Source organism: Marinifilum fragile (assembly GCF_963677365.1).
In the GTDB taxonomy this organism is placed as follows: domain Bacteria; phylum Bacteroidota; class Bacteroidia; order Bacteroidales; family Marinifilaceae; genus Marinifilum; species Marinifilum fragile.
Genome location: NZ_OY781962.1, coordinates 3,266,428 through 3,283,734, shown reverse-complemented (window position 1 = coordinate 3,283,734; position 17,307 = coordinate 3,266,428). Strand labels below are relative to the sequence as shown.

General features: G+C 38.0%; 16 protein-coding genes. 14 read left to right on the top strand and 2 right to left on the bottom strand.

The window, feature by feature from the left end:
- Positions 1-85: 85 nt before the first annotated feature.
- Positions 86-1,255, bottom strand: coding sequence for a 1-acyl-sn-glycerol-3-phosphate acyltransferase (locus ACKPCA_RS13055; RefSeq protein ID WP_321279480.1), 1,170 nt, complete (start codon positions 1,253-1,255; stop codon positions 86-88).
- Between the two features lie 275 nt (positions 1,256-1,530).
- Between ACKPCA_RS13055 and ACKPCA_RS13050 the strand changes: the two genes are divergently transcribed.
- Both ACKPCA_RS13050 and ACKPCA_RS13045 read left to right on the top strand, forming a co-directional pair.
- Complete coding sequence (locus ACKPCA_RS13050) at positions 1,531-2,208, top strand: zinc metallopeptidase (RefSeq protein ID WP_321279479.1); 678 nt, start codon at positions 1,531-1,533, stop codon at positions 2,206-2,208.
- Between the two features lie 184 nt (positions 2,209-2,392).
- Positions 2,393-2,830, top strand: a complete 438-nt coding sequence (locus ACKPCA_RS13045) for a hypothetical protein (RefSeq protein WP_321279478.1) — start codon at positions 2,393-2,395, stop codon at positions 2,828-2,830.
- Positions 2,831-2,972: 142 nt separating this feature from the next.
- Here the strand turns inward: ACKPCA_RS13045 and ACKPCA_RS13040 are convergent, their stop codons facing one another.
- Positions 2,973-4,553, bottom strand: coding sequence for a M28 family metallopeptidase (locus ACKPCA_RS13040; RefSeq protein ID WP_321279477.1), 1,581 nt, complete (start codon positions 4,551-4,553; stop codon positions 2,973-2,975).
- A 497-nt stretch (positions 4,554-5,050) separates the two neighbouring features.
- Here ACKPCA_RS13040 and ACKPCA_RS13035 point away from each other — a divergent pair, with 497 nt between their 5' ends.
- From ACKPCA_RS13035 to ACKPCA_RS12980, 12 genes are all read left to right on the top strand, one after another.
- Positions 5,051-5,701, top strand: a complete 651-nt coding sequence (locus ACKPCA_RS13035; RefSeq protein ID WP_054718843.1) for a CoA transferase subunit A — start codon at positions 5,051-5,053, stop codon at positions 5,699-5,701.
- A 14-nt stretch (positions 5,702-5,715) separates the two neighbouring features.
- Complete coding sequence (gene kal / locus ACKPCA_RS13030) at positions 5,716-6,099, top strand: 3-aminobutyryl-CoA ammonia lyase (protein ID WP_321279476.1); 384 nt, start codon at positions 5,716-5,718, stop codon at positions 6,097-6,099.
- Positions 6,100-6,108: 9 nt separating this feature from the next.
- Entirely contained in the window at positions 6,109-6,933 is an 825-nt protein-coding gene (gene kce / locus ACKPCA_RS13025) for a 3-keto-5-aminohexanoate cleavage enzyme (protein ID WP_321279475.1), read from the top strand.
- Between the two features lie 34 nt (positions 6,934-6,967).
- Positions 6,968-8,002, top strand: coding sequence for an L-erythro-3,5-diaminohexanoate dehydrogenase (gene kdd, locus ACKPCA_RS13020; protein ID WP_321279474.1), 1,035 nt, complete (start codon positions 6,968-6,970; stop codon positions 8,000-8,002).
- On the top strand, positions 8,002-9,264 hold the full coding sequence (kamA, locus tag ACKPCA_RS13015) for a lysine 2,3-aminomutase (RefSeq protein ID WP_054718831.1): 1,263 nt from the start codon (positions 8,002-8,004) through the stop codon (positions 9,262-9,264). The genes kdd and kamA overlap by 1 nt, the downstream gene beginning before the upstream one ends.
- Positions 9,251-10,273, top strand: coding sequence for a lysine 5,6-aminomutase reactivase subunit KamB (kamB, locus tag ACKPCA_RS13010; protein ID WP_321279473.1), 1,023 nt, complete (start codon positions 9,251-9,253; stop codon positions 10,271-10,273). The genes kamA and kamB overlap by 14 nt, the downstream gene beginning before the upstream one ends.
- On the top strand, positions 10,260-11,672 hold the full coding sequence (gene kamC / locus ACKPCA_RS13005; protein ID WP_321279472.1) for a lysine 5,6-aminomutase reactivase ATPase KamC: 1,413 nt from the start codon (positions 10,260-10,262) through the stop codon (positions 11,670-11,672). The genes kamB and kamC overlap by 14 nt, the downstream gene beginning before the upstream one ends.
- The gene (gene kamD / locus ACKPCA_RS13000) at positions 11,672-13,240 is read left to right on the top strand and encodes a lysine 5,6-aminomutase subunit alpha (RefSeq protein WP_321279471.1); all 1,569 of its coding nucleotides are present in this window, start codon (positions 11,672-11,674) and stop codon (positions 13,238-13,240) included. The genes kamC and kamD overlap by 1 nt, the downstream gene beginning before the upstream one ends.
- 67 nt (positions 13,241-13,307) lie before the next feature.
- Positions 13,308-14,096 carry a lysine 5,6-aminomutase subunit beta gene (kamE, locus tag ACKPCA_RS12995; protein ID WP_054718824.1) on the top strand — a complete coding sequence of 263 codons (789 nt, stop codon included), beginning with the start codon at positions 13,308-13,310 and terminating at the stop codon, positions 14,094-14,096.
- A 33-nt stretch (positions 14,097-14,129) separates the two neighbouring features.
- Positions 14,130-14,789, top strand: coding sequence for a 3-oxoacid CoA-transferase subunit B (locus ACKPCA_RS12990; protein ID WP_054718821.1), 660 nt, complete (start codon positions 14,130-14,132; stop codon positions 14,787-14,789).
- A gap of 46 nt (positions 14,790-14,835) precedes the next feature.
- Positions 14,836-16,041 carry an acetyl-CoA C-acetyltransferase gene (locus tag ACKPCA_RS12985; protein ID WP_054718817.1) on the top strand — a complete coding sequence of 402 codons (1,206 nt, stop codon included), beginning with the start codon at positions 14,836-14,838 and terminating at the stop codon, positions 16,039-16,041.
- A 122-nt stretch (positions 16,042-16,163) separates the two neighbouring features.
- The gene (locus tag ACKPCA_RS12980; RefSeq protein ID WP_321279470.1) at positions 16,164-17,303 is read left to right on the top strand and encodes an acyl-CoA dehydrogenase; all 1,140 of its coding nucleotides are present in this window, start codon (positions 16,164-16,166) and stop codon (positions 17,301-17,303) included.
- The last annotated feature ends 4 nt before the right edge of the window (positions 17,304-17,307 follow it).

The window sequence follows — 17,307 nt, the reverse complement described above, 5'->3', positions numbered from 1 at the left end:
CGTTGACCGAAATTATTAAAATTCTCGTTCAATAAAAAGAAAAAACAATAAAAAAGGCTTTCGTAACGAAAGCCTTTTGAGTTATTTAATCTTCAACAAATTCTGGTTTTGTTAATTCTAGCCTGTTTTTTACAGGGTTTGCATAGATTTCAAAAAATATTTGGTGTAGTCTTTCAATATCTTCTGCACGATCTTCTATTGTGGCAATTTTCTTTTCCATGTGTTTAAGGAACAATTCCTTTTCCTCAATGGTGTATTTGTCAAGAAACTCTTTGCTGTCATGAACAATGTCATAAGCAATATAATTATCAGGCCACAACTTGTAATTTTTGTGAATTCTATAATCTATTAAATCAGCAAGAGCCTTGAATTTATCTTTGCTTTCGTCCATATTTTCAATGGTATCCAGCATATGTGATATTGGTTTGCCAATGTGGAAGTGAACATGACCTTTTTCGTTAATCATTCCGCGAATCATGCTTCTTAAGTCATCTTTCGCAGTTTTTTTATACCCTGACTCTGTTTCTTTTAAATGAACCTCAAGAGTTTTCATAGCATCGCAAGGCTCGTATTCATAAGAAATGGCAACAGGAACAATTCTTAGATTTTTGAAGTGAGAACCAAATTCTTTTCCGCCACTCATTTGTAGCATTTTTAAAAGACTTTGTTGGGTTCTGTCGTCGCCATCTTTTGTTCGTCCTTCGCGTTGGGCAATCCAAATTGAGGATTTCTTTGTGTTCAAGGCAAAGTTGATGTAATTGGAAAGTTGTTTTGAGCTTTCCAACATTTGGCGAACAGTTACATTTCTGTTTACGACAAAACTTTTGTTCAGCTTTACTAAATCAGCAATCCAAGGCTGAATTAATAAGTTACTTCCAATTGCAATTTCCGTTGTTTCAAAACCATGGTGATGCAGCATTACATTAAGTAGTGCTGAATCAAGGATAATATCACGATGATCAGAAATGAATAGATAGCTTTCTTTAGGATCTAAGTTTTCCAATCCGTTAATAGTGATTCCTTTGGTAGTGTTGTCGATAATGTGTTGCGCCAATCGGATAATAAAATTACCCTGAAACTCCTTGATGCTTTTAACTTCGCTCAAGGCTTTTTCTATCATTTCTTTAGTGAAACCAGGAAAAAGTTGTTGTGCAAACTTAATAAACGCTTCCTCTTGAAGAAGATGATTAATCACTTCAGCTACCTCTGAATCGTTATATGGTCTTATGTCATCAAAATCTGATTCGGTGATCATTCTTTGGTTGAATTAGTTTTTTTAAGGAATGGCAAAAATAAGCATTATATGTGTAAATCTAAGGAATTGTAGCGATTTTTTGGATATTTGACTTTTAAATCTGTCTGAATTTCAAAGATTTGGATTTTAGAATTACTGGTTTAGGCGTGTGATTTTGATTGTGATACAAACGGCAACGCTTAAACTTGGGTCTGACAAATCGACACTAATATGAAATGATTATATATTGGCAAAGAATTTGATTTAAGTGAATTGTAATAATAAAATGAGAGAATATGAGTATTTGGATAATTTTTATAGGATTTACTTTGTTGAGTTGGTTGGTGAGTCACCAGCTGAAGTCGAGATTTCAAAAATACTCTCAAATTCCTACTTCAAATGGAATGAGTGGGAAAGAGGTAGTAGAGCAAATGTTGAAAGATCATGGAATTACAGGTGTGAGAATTGGATCGGTGAGTGGACAACTGTCAGATCATTACAATCCTGCAGAGAAAACAATTAATCTAAGTCAGGAAGTGTATCATGGGCGAAATGTTGCAGCAGCAGCAGTTGCTGCGCATGAAACTGGTCATGCCATTCAGCATGCACAGGCTTATTCGTGGTTGCAAATGAGATCGGCTTTGGTGCCAGTAGTTAGCTTTAGTTCAAAATGGGTGCAGTGGATTTTATTGGCAGGAATTATCATGATCAATTCTTTTCCCCAGTTGTTACTGGCAGGGATTGTAATGTTTGCTGCAACCACATTGTTTAGTTTTATTACCTTACCAGTTGAGATCGATGCAAGTAATCGGGCTTTAAAGTGGTTAAAGACAGCGGGAATTACGACCTATGAATCGCAAAAAAGTGCTGATGATGCGCTAAGATGGGCGGCATACACCTACATTGTGGCTGCACTATCATCTTTGGCAACGCTAATGTATTATGTGATGCTTTATATGGGTAGGAGAGAGTAGTAGTTTGTACAAGATAAAAGAGAAGGCTTCATTTTTAATGAAGTCTTTTTTGTTTGTGGTTTTTGTACTGATAAGATGAGTTGACAAGGAAATGGATGATGAATCATGAATGTTTTTTTAAATTCAGAGGAACTAGTTCGTATTCTTTTCTTATTTTTATTCATTCAAAATAATAAGATAAGACATGAGTAAATTTATAAAATACGGTTTTGTAGTCACTTTTATCTGGGTAGGTTTTATTCTTGCCATTAGCTTTATGGAAGCCTGGGTGAAATTTCGTGCGGAATCACTGGATACTCCTACAGCTTTAGAGGTGGGGATGCATGTGTTTGGGGCATTGAATTTTGTAGAACGGATTTTTACCGCAATCTTGCTGGTATACGTTTTTGTACATTATACCGATAAAGTGGTTGTGGTGACAGGGATCACTATATTTACATTTATTGTGGCGCAGTCGGGTTACCTTCTGCCTGAACTTAATGAGCATGCTCAACTGATCATGCAAGGCATGCAGCCCGAAAAAAGTTCGGTTCACCTAATGTATGTGGTGATGGAGGTGATCAAGTTGGTTGCACTCTTTATTCTTGGATTCAGACAGGTACGAATTTATAGGAATTTGTAAGGAAAAAAGAGATGCTGATTGTCATCTCTGTGAAAGTTGCAAATATTTTGAATTAAAAATATGAACCCCGGGTATGGCAGTCTATTGACTCCATACCCGGGGGTGTTTTGTATTTACTCACTAAATGTATAGGGGAGTTTTCTTACTTTTCTGTTATCTCCTTATTATCCTCATCCGTTATATAATATCCCTGACGAGATAGAAGATGATTCAAGTTGGCGATTCCATATACTACAACAGCTGTTACGATAGATGAGTGTTCCTGATACTCAGCAATACTCATGTTGTACAGATCTCTTTCGGTGTGCCAGATTTCTCTGTAGTTGAAATCGTATCCAAAGTGATCTGTTTTTCCGAATTCCATGGTTGGAACGCCTGCTACTGCAAACGGACCACTGTCGGTTCCCCATGGAGTTTTAGGACGCTTGGTTGACTGGCGTTTTTCCAATGTAAATGGAATGTCAGGATTGATTGTTGATAGTGGTTTGCAGATTTTTTCCATGTCGTCCCACATGGCTTCTGTAACACTTAGGCTGGTGGTTGCTGTTGGGCCGCTGTCGCGATTGAACATGTTGGCAATTTTATCCAGTTTGTCCTGATTTGTATCGATCCAATGTTTCGAACCTAGCAATCCGAATTCTTCACCTGCCCAAAGGCAAACCAAAATGGTTCTCTTCGGTTTTCCCCCGGCTTTCATAATCAGGCGGGCAGCTTCCATGGCAGGACTAACTCCTGAACCATTATCAACACCCCCTGTTGCGATATCAAAAGCATCCAAATGTCCACCCATAATGACATACTCATTTGGGTATTTACTGCCTTTAATTACACCAATTACGCTATGGTATTTCACAGGTCCCATTCTAAAATGGTTGCGAATGTCAAACTCCAGTTCAAATCGCTGGCGTTCTTTTGTCATTTGTTCAATGATTTTGTATTGATGTTCGTTCAGCTTGATGTCCGGAATTTCAGGTAGCGTCTCGAAAGTCATGTTCATTAGGTTCTTTCGGTCGTACATGGCCGTAATAGGAAGTTTTGCCGACTGAATGATACCAAGGATTCCAGCATCTACCATTTGCTTGTAGAACAATCCGGGCTCCTCTTTCAAAGGAATCAATTCAACTTGTTCTCCATGTCTGTTTCTCCAATTAATTTGTCTGATGCTATCGTTTTTCTTTTCGATTTTTGCATTTTCGGCGCGAATTTCAGCCCTGTGTTCTTCAGCTTTTTCCGAATAATCGATTGGCCATCCTTTATTGTCACCTCCAATAAGTACCCAGGCTCCTTTTAATTTGCCTTTCATGCGGTCAAACTGTCGTTGGGTTTTCGGTTCTAGAACCGCATGTCCTTTTTGTACTCCTTTTGTTCCCGAAGTGTAGGAAGGTGTTGCAAAGTGAAGGTGCATGTTGTTGCCTCCAAGCATTCTTCCGAACCATGGACCGCGGTTAAAGCCTACAGGAAGACTTCCGACTTCATCCATGATGACTTCCATGCCCCATTCTTTGAATTTGCTTGCTGCCCATTCTGCTGAATTATCATAGGCGTTTGAGCCAATTAGTCTGCCTCCGAAGCGGTTGCTAAGAATATCAAGATGATCCATGCACTGGTTATCAGTTTTACCTATCTCGATAATTTTCTTGACAACAGGATCTTTTTGCCCAAATGTATTTTGAACTGTCAGGATGAAAAAGGCAATAAAGATGAGTTTTAGGTTGTGTTTCATAAAAGTGTGTTTAGGTTGTTTAATATTAAGGTTGAATTATGAGCATTAAAAGTAGTGAAATCCGATGAGTTAATATGTTTTTCAAATATGTTGAATGGCAACTTGATATGATTTTGAAAAAGAGTAGGATTTTTCGTCTTTTTAAGTTTCCTGCTCTAAAACATATGCTTAGAATTATTCTTTATTGCATGTTTTGCAGCAGTTATTTTTTTGTATACGATTTAAATATTGTGTGAATTTTAAATAAAGAGTTAAAAATATAACATTATAATTAGATTTTTTAACGAAAATTCGTTCGATTTTGATCTTGTTTAGAATGGTTATAAGTAAAATTCGGTTTGAAGTTTTTCGTTTAGAATCAGTCTTAATACCTAGATTTGCAATCGTTTCCAAGAATTAATTAATCCTTTATATTTGTACATGAATTAATCAGTGTGATTTCTAATTTTCCTTGAAAATATGGGGGTGAGAAGAAATCTTTCAAAAAAATTATTTCAATGAACAAGATAATCTCAATTAATGAAGCAGTGTCGAAAGTAAAAGACGAAATGACCCTTATGATTGGTGGTTTTATGTCTGTAGGAACTGCAAATAATATGGTTGATCAGCTAGTAAAGGCTGGTGTTAAAAATTTAACTATCATATGTAATGATACTGCTTTTGCAGATAAAGGTCTTGGTAAATTGATTGCTAATAAGCAAGTGAAGAAGGTAATCACTTCTCATATTGGTACCAATCCTGCAACTATCGAGCAGATGAACAATGGTGAAATTGAGGTTGAGTTTTGCCCTCAAGGAACTCTTGCTGAACGTGTGCGTTCAGGTGGAGCTGGTTTGGGAGGTGTGCTTACACCAACAGGTTTAGGTACCATTATAGCTGAAGGAAAAGAAGTTATAATAGTAGATGGCAAGGAGTATTTGCTAGAAAAACCTTTGCGTGCCGATATTGCATTAATTGGCGCAAGCATTAGTGATAATCAAGGAAACTTGATTTACAAAGGAACCACTCAAAACTTTAACCCATTGATGGCTACCGCTGCAGACTTGGTAATTGCTGAGGCAGAAAAGATGGTTGAAGTTGGAGAGATTAGCCCTGAACAGGTAAGAACTCCTTCAATCTTTGTGGATTATATCGTTAACAACAACTAAACTAATATAGACAAATGGAAAAGGCAATGATCAGAATGCGTATGAGTTCTCATGACGCACATTATGGTGGAAATCTTGTTGATGGAGCAAAAATGCTTCAGTTATTTGGTGATGTAGCAACAGAATTATTAATCCGTCGTGATGGTGACGAAGGATTATTCGCAGGTTATGAAAATGTTGAGTTTTTAGCTCCTGTTTATGCTGGTGATTATATCGAAGCAGTTGGTGAAATCATTAAAGAAGGAAATTCAAGTCGTAAAATGACTTTCGAAGCTCGCAAGGTAATCGTTCCTAGAACTGATATCTCTGAATCGGCAGCAGATTTTCTTGAAGAGCCAGTTGTGGTTTGTCGTGCAGTTGGAACTTGTGTTACCCCAAAGAATTGTCAACGTAAATAAAATATTGCCATGGAAAAATTGATCATCACGGCTGCTATTTGCGGCGCCGAAGTTACCAAAGAGCACAACCCGAATGTGCCGTATACCATTGAAGAATGTGTTCGCGAAGCAGGTTTAGCTTACGAAGCTGGTGCAAGTATTATTCACCTTCATGTTCGTGAAGATGATGGTACTCCTACTCAAAGCAAAGATCGTTTTAAGGCGGTTATGGATGCGATTCATGCAAAATATCCAGATGTAATTATCCAGCCATCAACTGGAGGAGCTGTTGGAATGAGCAACGATGAAAGATTGCAGCCAACCGAGTTAAATCCAGAAATGGCAACTCTAGATTGTGGTACATTGAATTTTGGTGGAGATGAGATTTTCGAAAACACCGAGAATACAATTAAATACTTTGGTGAAAAGATGATCGAAAGAGGCATTAAGCCTGAGTTGGAAGTGTTTGACAAATCAATGATCGATATGGCACTGCGTCTACACAAGAAGGGATTTATTCAGTCGCCAATGCACTTCGATTTTGTAATGGGTGTTAATGGAGGTATTTCCGGTACACTTCGTGATTTTGTTTTCTTGCGTGAAAGTATCCCTGCTGATGCTACATATACTGTTGCAGGAATTGGGCGTTTTGAATTTCCATTGGCAGTTGCTGCTATCGTTGATGGTGGTCATGTTCGTGTAGGATTTGAAGACAATACAATGATTGCTAAAGGACAAGTTGCAGAATCAAATGGTCAATTGGTTGAGAAAGTGGTTCGTTTGGCTAAGGAATTAGGCCGTGAAATTGCTACTCCAGCTGAGGCAAGAGAAATTTTAGGATTGAAACAAAAATAGAGGACAGTCTTTGTACTTGATACTAATATAGAAAATGAACAAAGGAAATAAATACGGAACTCACAGAGTACTTGAACCAAAAGGTACTCTTCCACAGCCAGCTCAAAAGTTGGATAATACAATGTCGATTTACGACAATGAATTGTTGATTGATGTTCAAACATTGAATATCGATTCTGCAAGTTTTACTCAGATCAAAGGCGCTTGCGACGCAGATACCGCTAAAATGGAAGAAATGATTCTTTCTATTGTTGGCGAGAGAGGTAAAATGCAAAACCCAGTTACAGGTTCTGGTGGAATGTTGATTGGTACCATCAAAGAGGTTGGCCCTAATTTCCCAAATCAGGATTTAAAGGTTGGTGATAAGATTGCAACTTTGGTTTCTCTATCATTAACTCCTTTAAAAATTAATAAAATCAAGAATATTAATGTTTCTAACGACCAGGTTGATGTTGATGCAGAAGCAATTTTATTCGAAAGTGGTTTGTATGCAGTTCTTCCAACTGATATTCCTGAAAAATTGGCTTTGGCAGCTTTAGATGTTGCCGGTGCTCCTGCTCAGGTTGATCGTTTGGTAAAAGATGGCGACACAGTTTGTATCATCGGTGGTGGTGGTAAATCAGGTGTGCTTTGCTGCTACCAAGCTATGGAAAAAGTTGGTCCAAAAGGAAAAGTAATTGTTGTTGAATATTCTGAAGAGAATGCACAGCGTATTAAAGATCTTGGATTGGCTCACGAAGTAATTGTTGGTGATGCAACCGATGTTATGGATGTTTACACAAGAGTTACTGAAATTGCTGGTGAAGAAGGATGTGATGTTGTGATTAACAACGTGAATGTTGCTTCAACTGAAATGTCATCCATCTTGATCACTAAAGACAGAGGGTGCGTTTACTTCTTCTCAATGGCTACATCATTTACCAAAGCTGCTCTTGGAGCTGAAGGTGTTGGTAAAGATGTTGACATGATTGTAGGTAATGGATATGCAATTGGACATGCCGACCTAACTTTAGATATTATTAGAAAATCAGAAGGAATTAGAGAGTTGTTCGAAAAATTATACGTGTAATGGCTAACAACAATAGAAGAAAAGAATTATTTCCAGAGGTAACTGATATTCAGTGGAACGATTGGAAATGGCAGGTGAGAAACCGTATTGAAACTTTAGAACAACTAAAGAAATACATTCACCTTACAGAGGAAGAAGAAGAAGGAGTTAAAAAATCATTGGCAACTTTGCGTATGGCAATTACTCCATACTATTTGACATTGATTGATCCTGAAAATCCAAATTGCCCTGTTCGTAAGCAAGCAATTCCTACTGCAGCAGAGGTTCACAAAGCAGACGCTGATCTATTGGATCCATTGCATGAGGATGAAGATTCACCAGTTCCAGGTTTGACTCACCGTTATCCGGATCGTGTATTGTTCCTGATCACTGATATGTGTTCAATGTACTGTCGTCACTGTACGCGTCGTCGTTTTGCAGGTCAGTCTGATGCTTCTACACCTCAGGATAATATCGAAAAAGCGATTGAGTACATTGCAAATACTCCACAAGTTCGTGACGTTGTTCTTTCTGGGGGTGATGCATTGTTGATTAGCGATGATAAATTAGAGTATATCATTAGCCGTTTAAGAGATATTCCTCACGTTGAGATTATCCGTATTGGTAGCCGTACTCCAGTTGTATTGCCACAGCGTATTACCGACAATCTTGTGAATATGTTGAAGAAGTATCACCCAATTTGGTTGAATACTCACTTTAACCACTCTGATGAAATTACTCCTGAAGCAGAAGAAGCAGTTGCACGTTTGGCAAATGCCGGTGTACCATTGGGTAACCAATCAGTATTGTTGAAGGGTGTAAATGATTGTGTTCACGTGATGAAGAAGTTGATGCACAATTTGGTAAAGAACAGAATTCGTCCATACTACATTTATCAGTGTGACCTTTCTATGGGATTAGAGCACTTTAGAACTCCAGTCTCAAAAGGAATTGAGATTATTGAGAACCTTCGAGGTCATACTTCTGGTTTTGCTGTGCCAACTTTCGTTGTTGATGCTCCAGGTGGAGGAGGTAAAACTCCAGTAATGCCTCAGTATGTAGTTTCACAAAGTCCAGGTAAAGTGGTATTGAGAAACTTCGAAGGGGTAATCACAACTTATACTGAGCCTACTCATTACGAAGACAAATGTACTTGTCCTGAATGTGCAATGGATGATAAACGCGAAGGTGTTGCTTCATTGTTACATGGTGAGAAACTGTCAATCGAACCAGATCATTTGGCAAGAAAAGAAAGAAATAAAAAGGTTGATGCCCTTTCTTAAGGATATAGAAAAATATAAAAGTCTTTCTATTGTTGGACTTGAAAAGAATACCGGGAAAACCGAGTGTTTGAATTACGTGCTGTCTCGATTAAGAGACAGCCGTAAACAAATTGCACTTACTTCTATCGGTATTGATGGTGAAAACCGTGATCAAGTCACACAAACACATAAACCTGAAATTGAGCTTAACGAAGGAATGATGTTCGTTACTTCAGAAACACACTATGCAAAACGTAGGTTGTTTTCTGAAGTCATTGATGTTTCAAGACAAACCACTAGTTTGGGAAGATTGGTAACAGCAAAAACAATTCATTCAGGAAAAGTAATGTTATCAGGGCCTGCTAATAATGCAGAAATTGTCAGATTAATTTCTGATTTAAAAGCAAAAGGTGTTGACCTTACCATTGTAGATGGTGCGCTGTCTCGCAAAAGTTTAGGTTCACCTGCGGTTACTGAAGCTATGATTTTGGCAACAGGTGCAGCTTTGTCAGCAAATATTCCTCAATTGGTTTTCAAAACACAATATGTGTATGATTTAATTCAGTTGACTGAGATTGATTCTGAATTGAAGCCAAAATTTAGAGGAATTGAAAATGGAATTTGGGCATTGGATGAATCAGGAGAAGTTAAGAATACTGGTATTTCATCTGTTTTAATGATTAAAAAAGAAAAGGACAAACTGTTTCAGTTTGGAACTGACTTTTTTGTGAGTGGAGCAGTAACCGATCAGTTTCTTGATTTTTTGAAGAATCAAAAGCAGGTAAATAAAATTAGATTAATTATCAGAGACTTTACAAGAGTCTTTGCAAATCCTGAAACCTACTATGCCTTTGTGAAAAAAGGAGGTGAAATTCAGGTGCTTGATAAAACAAACCTTGTGGCCATAACCATTAATCCGGTATCGCCAGATGGTTACAGATTAAATTCAGATGAACTTAAACTTGCTTTGGAAACAAAATTGCAAGTGCCGGTTTTCGATGTAAAAAGAATTGAGAATGCAGTTTCGTAAAGTAATATCAGAAATAAAAGGGTTGCAGTATCTGGCTGAAGAGTTGGATTTGAAATCACCAATGGGAAAGAGATTCCTGTTGGATTCTGAAATGCTGTACAATGAAACTGATTTGAATATCGAGTATAATTTGATTGATAAAGTAATTCAATCAATCGAATCTGATTCAAAGCTAATTGCTGATATTCAAAGCAAACTTTCTCACTTAAGAGATATTAAGGGAACAGTTGGAAACCTTGATGCAAATTTGATTCTGGATGATATTGAATTGTTCGAAATCAAATCTTTTGCATTTCATTGTCATGCTATACTCAATCTGCAAAAAGAATTAAAGCAAGAGGTGATCAGTCTGCCAAACTTGTCTGGTTTGGTTGATGTTCTTGATCCTCAAAAATCTGGGATTCCATCTTTTTATATCTACGATGATTATTCGGAAGAGCTTGCTGAGGCTAGAAAGAATTTAAGAATTGCCAAATCAGAAAATGGCGATTCGGAAGCAAAGCTCGAGGAGCTTTTTGATAAGGCTCAGGAAATAGAATCTAGAGTAAGAGAAGAACTTTGTGATAAAATAAGAGTGTTTGCTGGTGATTTGAGAACTGCCTTGAATCAGTTATCACATTTTGATTTGTTAATCGCAAAAGCAAAACAAGCCATTCAACTGAGTTTTAATCGACCAGAATTGCTTAAAGAAAGTACAATATACAATGGAATGTTTCATCCTATGATTAAGGATGAACTTCTAAAACAAAAGAAACAATATCAAGCAATTGATATTGAACTTCAAAAATCGGTTTGTTTGATTACAGGTGCGAATATGGCAGGCAAAACAGTGGTGTTGAAAACATTGGCTCTTTGTCAGTACCTGTGTCAGTTTGGTTTTTTTGTGCCAGCCTCGCAAGCCAAAGTTAGTTTGGTGAATCGTATCATGCTTTCGGTAGGAGATGATCAATCTGAATTAAATGGTTTGTCATCTTTTGCATCAGAAATGATGAATGTAAACCAAATGGTTGAGGTTTCTCAATCGCATGAAAATGTATTGGTGTTGGTTGATGAATTGGCAAGAACAACAAACCCGGTAGAAGGATTGGCAATTGTAAATGCGGTTGCAGATATCTTTTATCAGAACAATACACGAAGTGTGATTACAACACACTATAGTGGATTGAATACTTATTTCAGAAAGTTACGTGTTAAAGGTCTGGATAAGGATTTTGGGGATCAGAGAATCACCAAAAACAATATAAACAGTTATATGGATTATTCTTTGGTAGAGGACAATACAGGGGAAGTGCCTCATGAAGCTTTGAGAATTGCATCTTTATTGGGTATCAATAAAGAGATCGTTGAAAAAGCTCAAAACCAATTGAATATGAATGCTAGTAAGGAAGAAATTTTATAATGGATAAATTGAATATGCAAAGGAGTAAACTAGGTCTTGACTTTGAAAAAGTAGGACACGCCAAAGAGGTGTCGAAGCGAATTGCTGATGATGTTCAGAAGTTCGTAGACAACTACTCAACTGTTGCGGTTGAGCGTACTTTGTGTCGCCTATTGGGAATCGATGGGGTTGATAGCAACGAAGTACCACTTCCAAATGTGGTGGTAGATGCTATTAAAGACAAGGGGGTTTTGAGTGAAGGTGTAATGTTCTTTATTGGAAATGCCATTCTTGAAACCGGATTGAACCCACAGCAAATTGCTGAGAAAATTGCTGCAGGAGAATTGGAAATTACAACTCTTCCTATTCGTCCAATGGAAGAAATTCAGAATGCAATTCAACCATTTGTTGATGAAAACATCAATAAAATTAGAGAACGCAAAGCAAAAAGAGATAACTATCTTGATACAATAGGTGAAGGTCCTAAGCCTTACTTGTATGTAATTGTAGCAACTGGTAATATTTACGAAGATGTGGTTCAGGCTGAGGCAGCTGCTCGTCAGGGTGCTGATATCATCGCAGTAATTCGTACTACAGGTCAGTCGTTGCTTGACTATGTTCCTTATGGTGCAACTACCGAAGGTTTTGGTGGTACTGTAGCAACCCAGGAGAACTTCCGTATTATGCGTACTGCTTTGGATAAAGTAGGCGAGGAAGAAGGTCGTTACATTCGTTTGTGTAACTACTGTTCTGGTTTGTGTATGCCTGAGATTGCAGCAATGGGTGCATTGGAAGGTTTGGACGTAATGTTGAACGATGCATTATACGGTATTCTTTTCCGTGATATTAACATGCAGCGTACCATTGTTGACCAGTACTTTTCAAGATTATTGAACGGTTTTGCAGGTGTAATCATCAATACAGGTGAGGATAATTACTTAACTACAGCTGACGCTTTCGATGAGGCTCATACCGTGTTGGCTTCTGATTTTATCAACGAACAATTGGCATTGGTAGCTGGTTTACCTGAAGAACAAATGGGATTAGGTCACGCATTCGAGATGACTCCTGATTTGGAAAATGGTTTCCTATACGAGCTTGCACAAGCACAGATGATCAGAGAAATCTTCCCGAAAGCACCTCTTAAATACATGCCTCCTACAAAATTTATGACTGGTAACATCTTCAAAGGAAATGTTCAGGATGCATTATTCAATCAGATTTCAATCTGGACAGGACAAGGAATTCAGTTGCTTGGTATGTTAACCGAAGCAATTCACACACCTTTCATGTCTGACAGATATCTTTCTATCGAAAATGCCAAGTACATCTTCAACAATATGAGGAGCATTGGTGACGAAATGGAATTCAAAGAAGGAGGTATCATCCGTCAGAGAGCTGCTAAGGTTCTTGATGATGCAACTGAATTGGTTGAAAAGATCGAAAAAGAAGGATTATTTACCGCATTGGAAAAAGGAATTTTTGCTGATATCAAGCGTCCGAAAGATGGTGGTAAAGGTTTAGATGGAGTTGTTGAAAAAGGAAGCAACTACTTCAATCCATTTATTGAGATTTTGCATAAGAAATAAATTAATTAGTAAGTACAAAGTGTCAAATGTCAAATTTGATACTACTTAAAATATAGGAGACAAAGAAATGAGTGGAGGTCTTTATTCAACTGATTCCAACGATTTTGATAAAACCTTAGATCTTACCAAAATAAAGCCTTACGGCGACACCATGAACGATGGTAAGACTCAGGTAAGTTTTACGCTTCCTGTAAAAAAAGGAGAAGAAGCCATTGAAGCTGCAAAGCAGATGATGAGGAAAATGGGCTTCGAGAATCCTCAGGTGGTAATGGTTCAAGAGTTAATGGAAGGTTTTACCTTCTTTAACTGTTACGGAAACTGTACACATACAGTAGATTTCACAGGGATTCATGTTCCAAAAGTAGAATCGACTACTATGGACATGCATGAAACTGATGAATTTATCAAGGAAAATATTGGACGTCCGATTCGCGTGGTTGGTGCAAGTACTGGTACTGATGCACATACAGTAGGAATCGACGCAATTATGAATATGAAAGGTTTTGCAGGCCATTATGGCTTGGAAAGATATGAAATGATGGAAGCCTTAAATATGGGTAGCCAGGTGCCAAACGAAGAGTTCATCGCGAAAGCAATTGAGATGGAAGCTGATGTTCTTTTGGTATCACAAACCGTTACTCAAAAGGATGTTCATATCAAAAACCTAACTGAATTGGTGGAACTTCTGGAAGCAGAAGGATTGCGTGAAAAAGTAATCTTGATTTGTGGAGGTCCACGTATTTCACACGAACTTGCAAAAGAACTTGGTTATGATGCAGGTTTTGGAATGAACAAGTATGCTGATGATGTGGCATCTTATGCTGCTCAGGAATTAAGCAGAAGATTGAATGGATAGTATATTGTCAAACTGACCAATAACTAATAAAACATGGATAAAAAAGAAATCAGAGAGGTAATTGCTAAAAGAGCTGCTCTCGAATTAAACGACGGTGATGTGGTAAATCTGGGAATTGGTTTGCCTACAATAATCCCTAACTATGTTTCGGCAGATGTTAACGTGACTTTACAATCGGAAAACGGAATGCTTGGTATGGGTGCTGCTCCTGCTGAGGGAGAAGAAGATCCTGATTTTGTAAATGCTGGTGGTGGATACATTACTTGCAAAGAAGGAGCTAGTAGCTTCGATAGCTCTGTTTCTTTTGGAATCATTAGAGGTGGTCATGTTGATGTAACAATTTTGGGAGCTCTTCAGGTTGACGAACAAGGTAATCTTGCAAACTGGATCATTCCTGGAAGATTAACACCTGGAATGGGTGGTGCTATGGACCTAATTGTAGGTGCTAAGCGTGTGATTCTAGCTATGGAGCACACTGCTAAGGGGAAGCATAAAATCTTGAAGGAATGTAATCTTCCATTAACAGCTGCCGGTCAGGTTAATATGATTATTACTGAAATGGGAGTAATGGAAGTTGTACCTGAAGGTATCGTACTTAAGGAGTACAATCCTTTATTTACATTGGAGCAAATTCAGGAAGCTACTGATGCAAAATTGATTATTGCTGAAGATTTAATTGAAATGCGTAAGTAAGGACACGACATGTCGTGTCTCTGCCAAAATCATAAAATAAATAACAATGAGCAAAGTATATATCGTTGCAGCAAAACGTACTGCAATAGGAAAATTTTTAGGAACATTAACTCCTGTAAAAGCTGCTGATTTAGCTGCTACAGTAATTAAAAATATTATAGCGGAAACTAAAATTGATCCAGCAAAGTTGGATGAAGTTGTTGTTGGTAATATCCTTATGGCTGGTCAAGGTCAGGGAATTGCTCGTCAGGCTTCAATTAAAGCTGGTATTCCTCAGGAAGTTCCTGCTTACGGAATCAATATGATTTGTGGTTCTGGGATGAAAACCATCAACTTGGCTTATGCAAATATTAAGGCAGGCGAAGCAAATATGATTCTTGCTGGTGGTACAGAATCTATGTCTGGTTCTGGTTTTGTGATGTCTGGACAAGTTCGTGGCGGACACAAAATGATGGATTTGAAAGCGATTGACCACATGGTTTTTGATGGTTTAACTGATGCTTTTGAAGGATATCACATGGGTATTACAGCAGAAAATATTGCTGATAAATATAACTTGACTCGTGAAGAGCAAGATGCATTTGCTTTTGGATCACAACAAAAAGCAATGAACGCACAGGATAACGGGCATTTCAAGAACGAGATTGTTCCTGTTGAAATTAAAACAAGAAAAGAAACCATCACCTTCGATGCTGATGAATTCATCAACAGAAGAACATCTGAAGAAAAATTAGGTGGTTTACGTCCTGCATTTAAAAAGGATGGTACTGTAACTGCTGGTAACGCATCAGGTATTAATGATGGTGCTGCTTTTGTATTGGTAGCATCAGAAGAGGCTGTAAAAAAGTATGGTTTAACTCCATTGGCAGAAATCGTAGCTACTGGTCAAGGTGGTGTAGATCCTGCTATCATGGGTATGGGTCCAGTTCCTGCTATTGCTAGTGTATTGAAGAAAGCTGATATGAAATTGGAGCAAATGGAAGTGCTTGAATTAAATGAAGCTTTTGCTGCTCAATCATTAGGAGTTGTGAAGCAATTATGTGAAGATCATGCTGTAGACGTTGATTTCTTTAAGGAAAGATGCAATGTGAACGGTGGAGCTATCGCTTTGGGGCATCCAATTGGTGCTTCAGGAACACGTATCACTGTAAGTTTGATTCATGAAATGAAGCGTACTGGTAAAGAGTACGGTTTGGCTTCACTTTGTATCGGTGGTGGTATGGGTACCGCAATTATTTTGAAAAACGTGTAATTAGTACTGAGTAGGTAAAACGCAGTAAAAAAATATCTTGTCTCAAATGCCCTAGTTTAGGGCATTTTTGAGGCGAGAATAGGGGTGAATTGCACTAAACCTACTAACATCTAATAAAAAATATGGATTTTAGCTTAACAAAAGAACAAGTGTTGTTTCAGCAAATGATTAAAGATTTTGCTGAAAGAGAGGTAAAACCTTTAGCTGCTGAGGTTGATGAGCAGGAGCGTTTTCCTATCGAAACAGTAGAGAAAATGGCAAAGATTGGAATTATGGGGATTCCAATTCCTAAACAATATGGTGGCGCTGGTGGTAACAATGTAATGTACTCTATGGCTGTTGAAGAATTGTCAGCGGTTTGTGCTACCACTGGTGTAATCGTATCAGCTCATACTTCATTGTGTGCTGCTCCAATTATGGAGAATGGTACAGAAGAACAAAAACAAAAATACCTTCCAAAATTGGCTTCAGGTGAGTGGATTGGTGCTTTTGGTTTAACAGAGCCAAACGCTGGTACCGATGCTGCAGGTCAGCAAACTACTGCTATTGAAGACGGAGACAACTATATCATTAATGGGAGTAAAATCTTTATTACCAATGCTGAGTATGCTCATGTTTATGTGATTTTCGCAATGACTGATAAATCGAAAGGAACTCGTGGTATTTCAGCTTTCATCATTGAAAAAGGAACTCCAGGTTTCTCAATTGGTAAGAAAGAGAAGAAAATGGGTATCCGTGGTTCTGCAACTTGTGAGTTGATTTTTGAAAACGTAGTTCTTCCAAAAGAGAACATGTTAGGAAAATTGAACAAAGGTTTCGGTATTGCAATGAAAACTTTGGATGGTGGTCGTATTGGGATTGCTGCTCAGGCTTTGGGTATTGCACAAGGAGCTATTAACGAAACTGTGCGTTACGTGAAGGAAAGAAAGCAGTTTGGTCGTCCAATTTCAGGTTTCCAGAACACTCAGTTCCAGTTGGCAGACATGAACACCAAAACTGAAGCTTCTCGTATGTTGGTTCGTAAAGCTGCCAACAAGAAGGATCAAAAAGTTCCTTATTCGGTTGACGCTGCAATGTGTAAACTTTACGCTGCTGAAACAGCAATGGAAGTTACCAATAAAGCAGTTCAGCTTCACGGTGGATACGGATACACAAGAGAATATCCTGTTGAGCGTATGATGCGTGATGCAAAGATCACAGAAATCTACGAAGGAACATCAGAAGTTCAGAGAATGGTGATTTCTGCAAATATGTTGAAGTAAATAT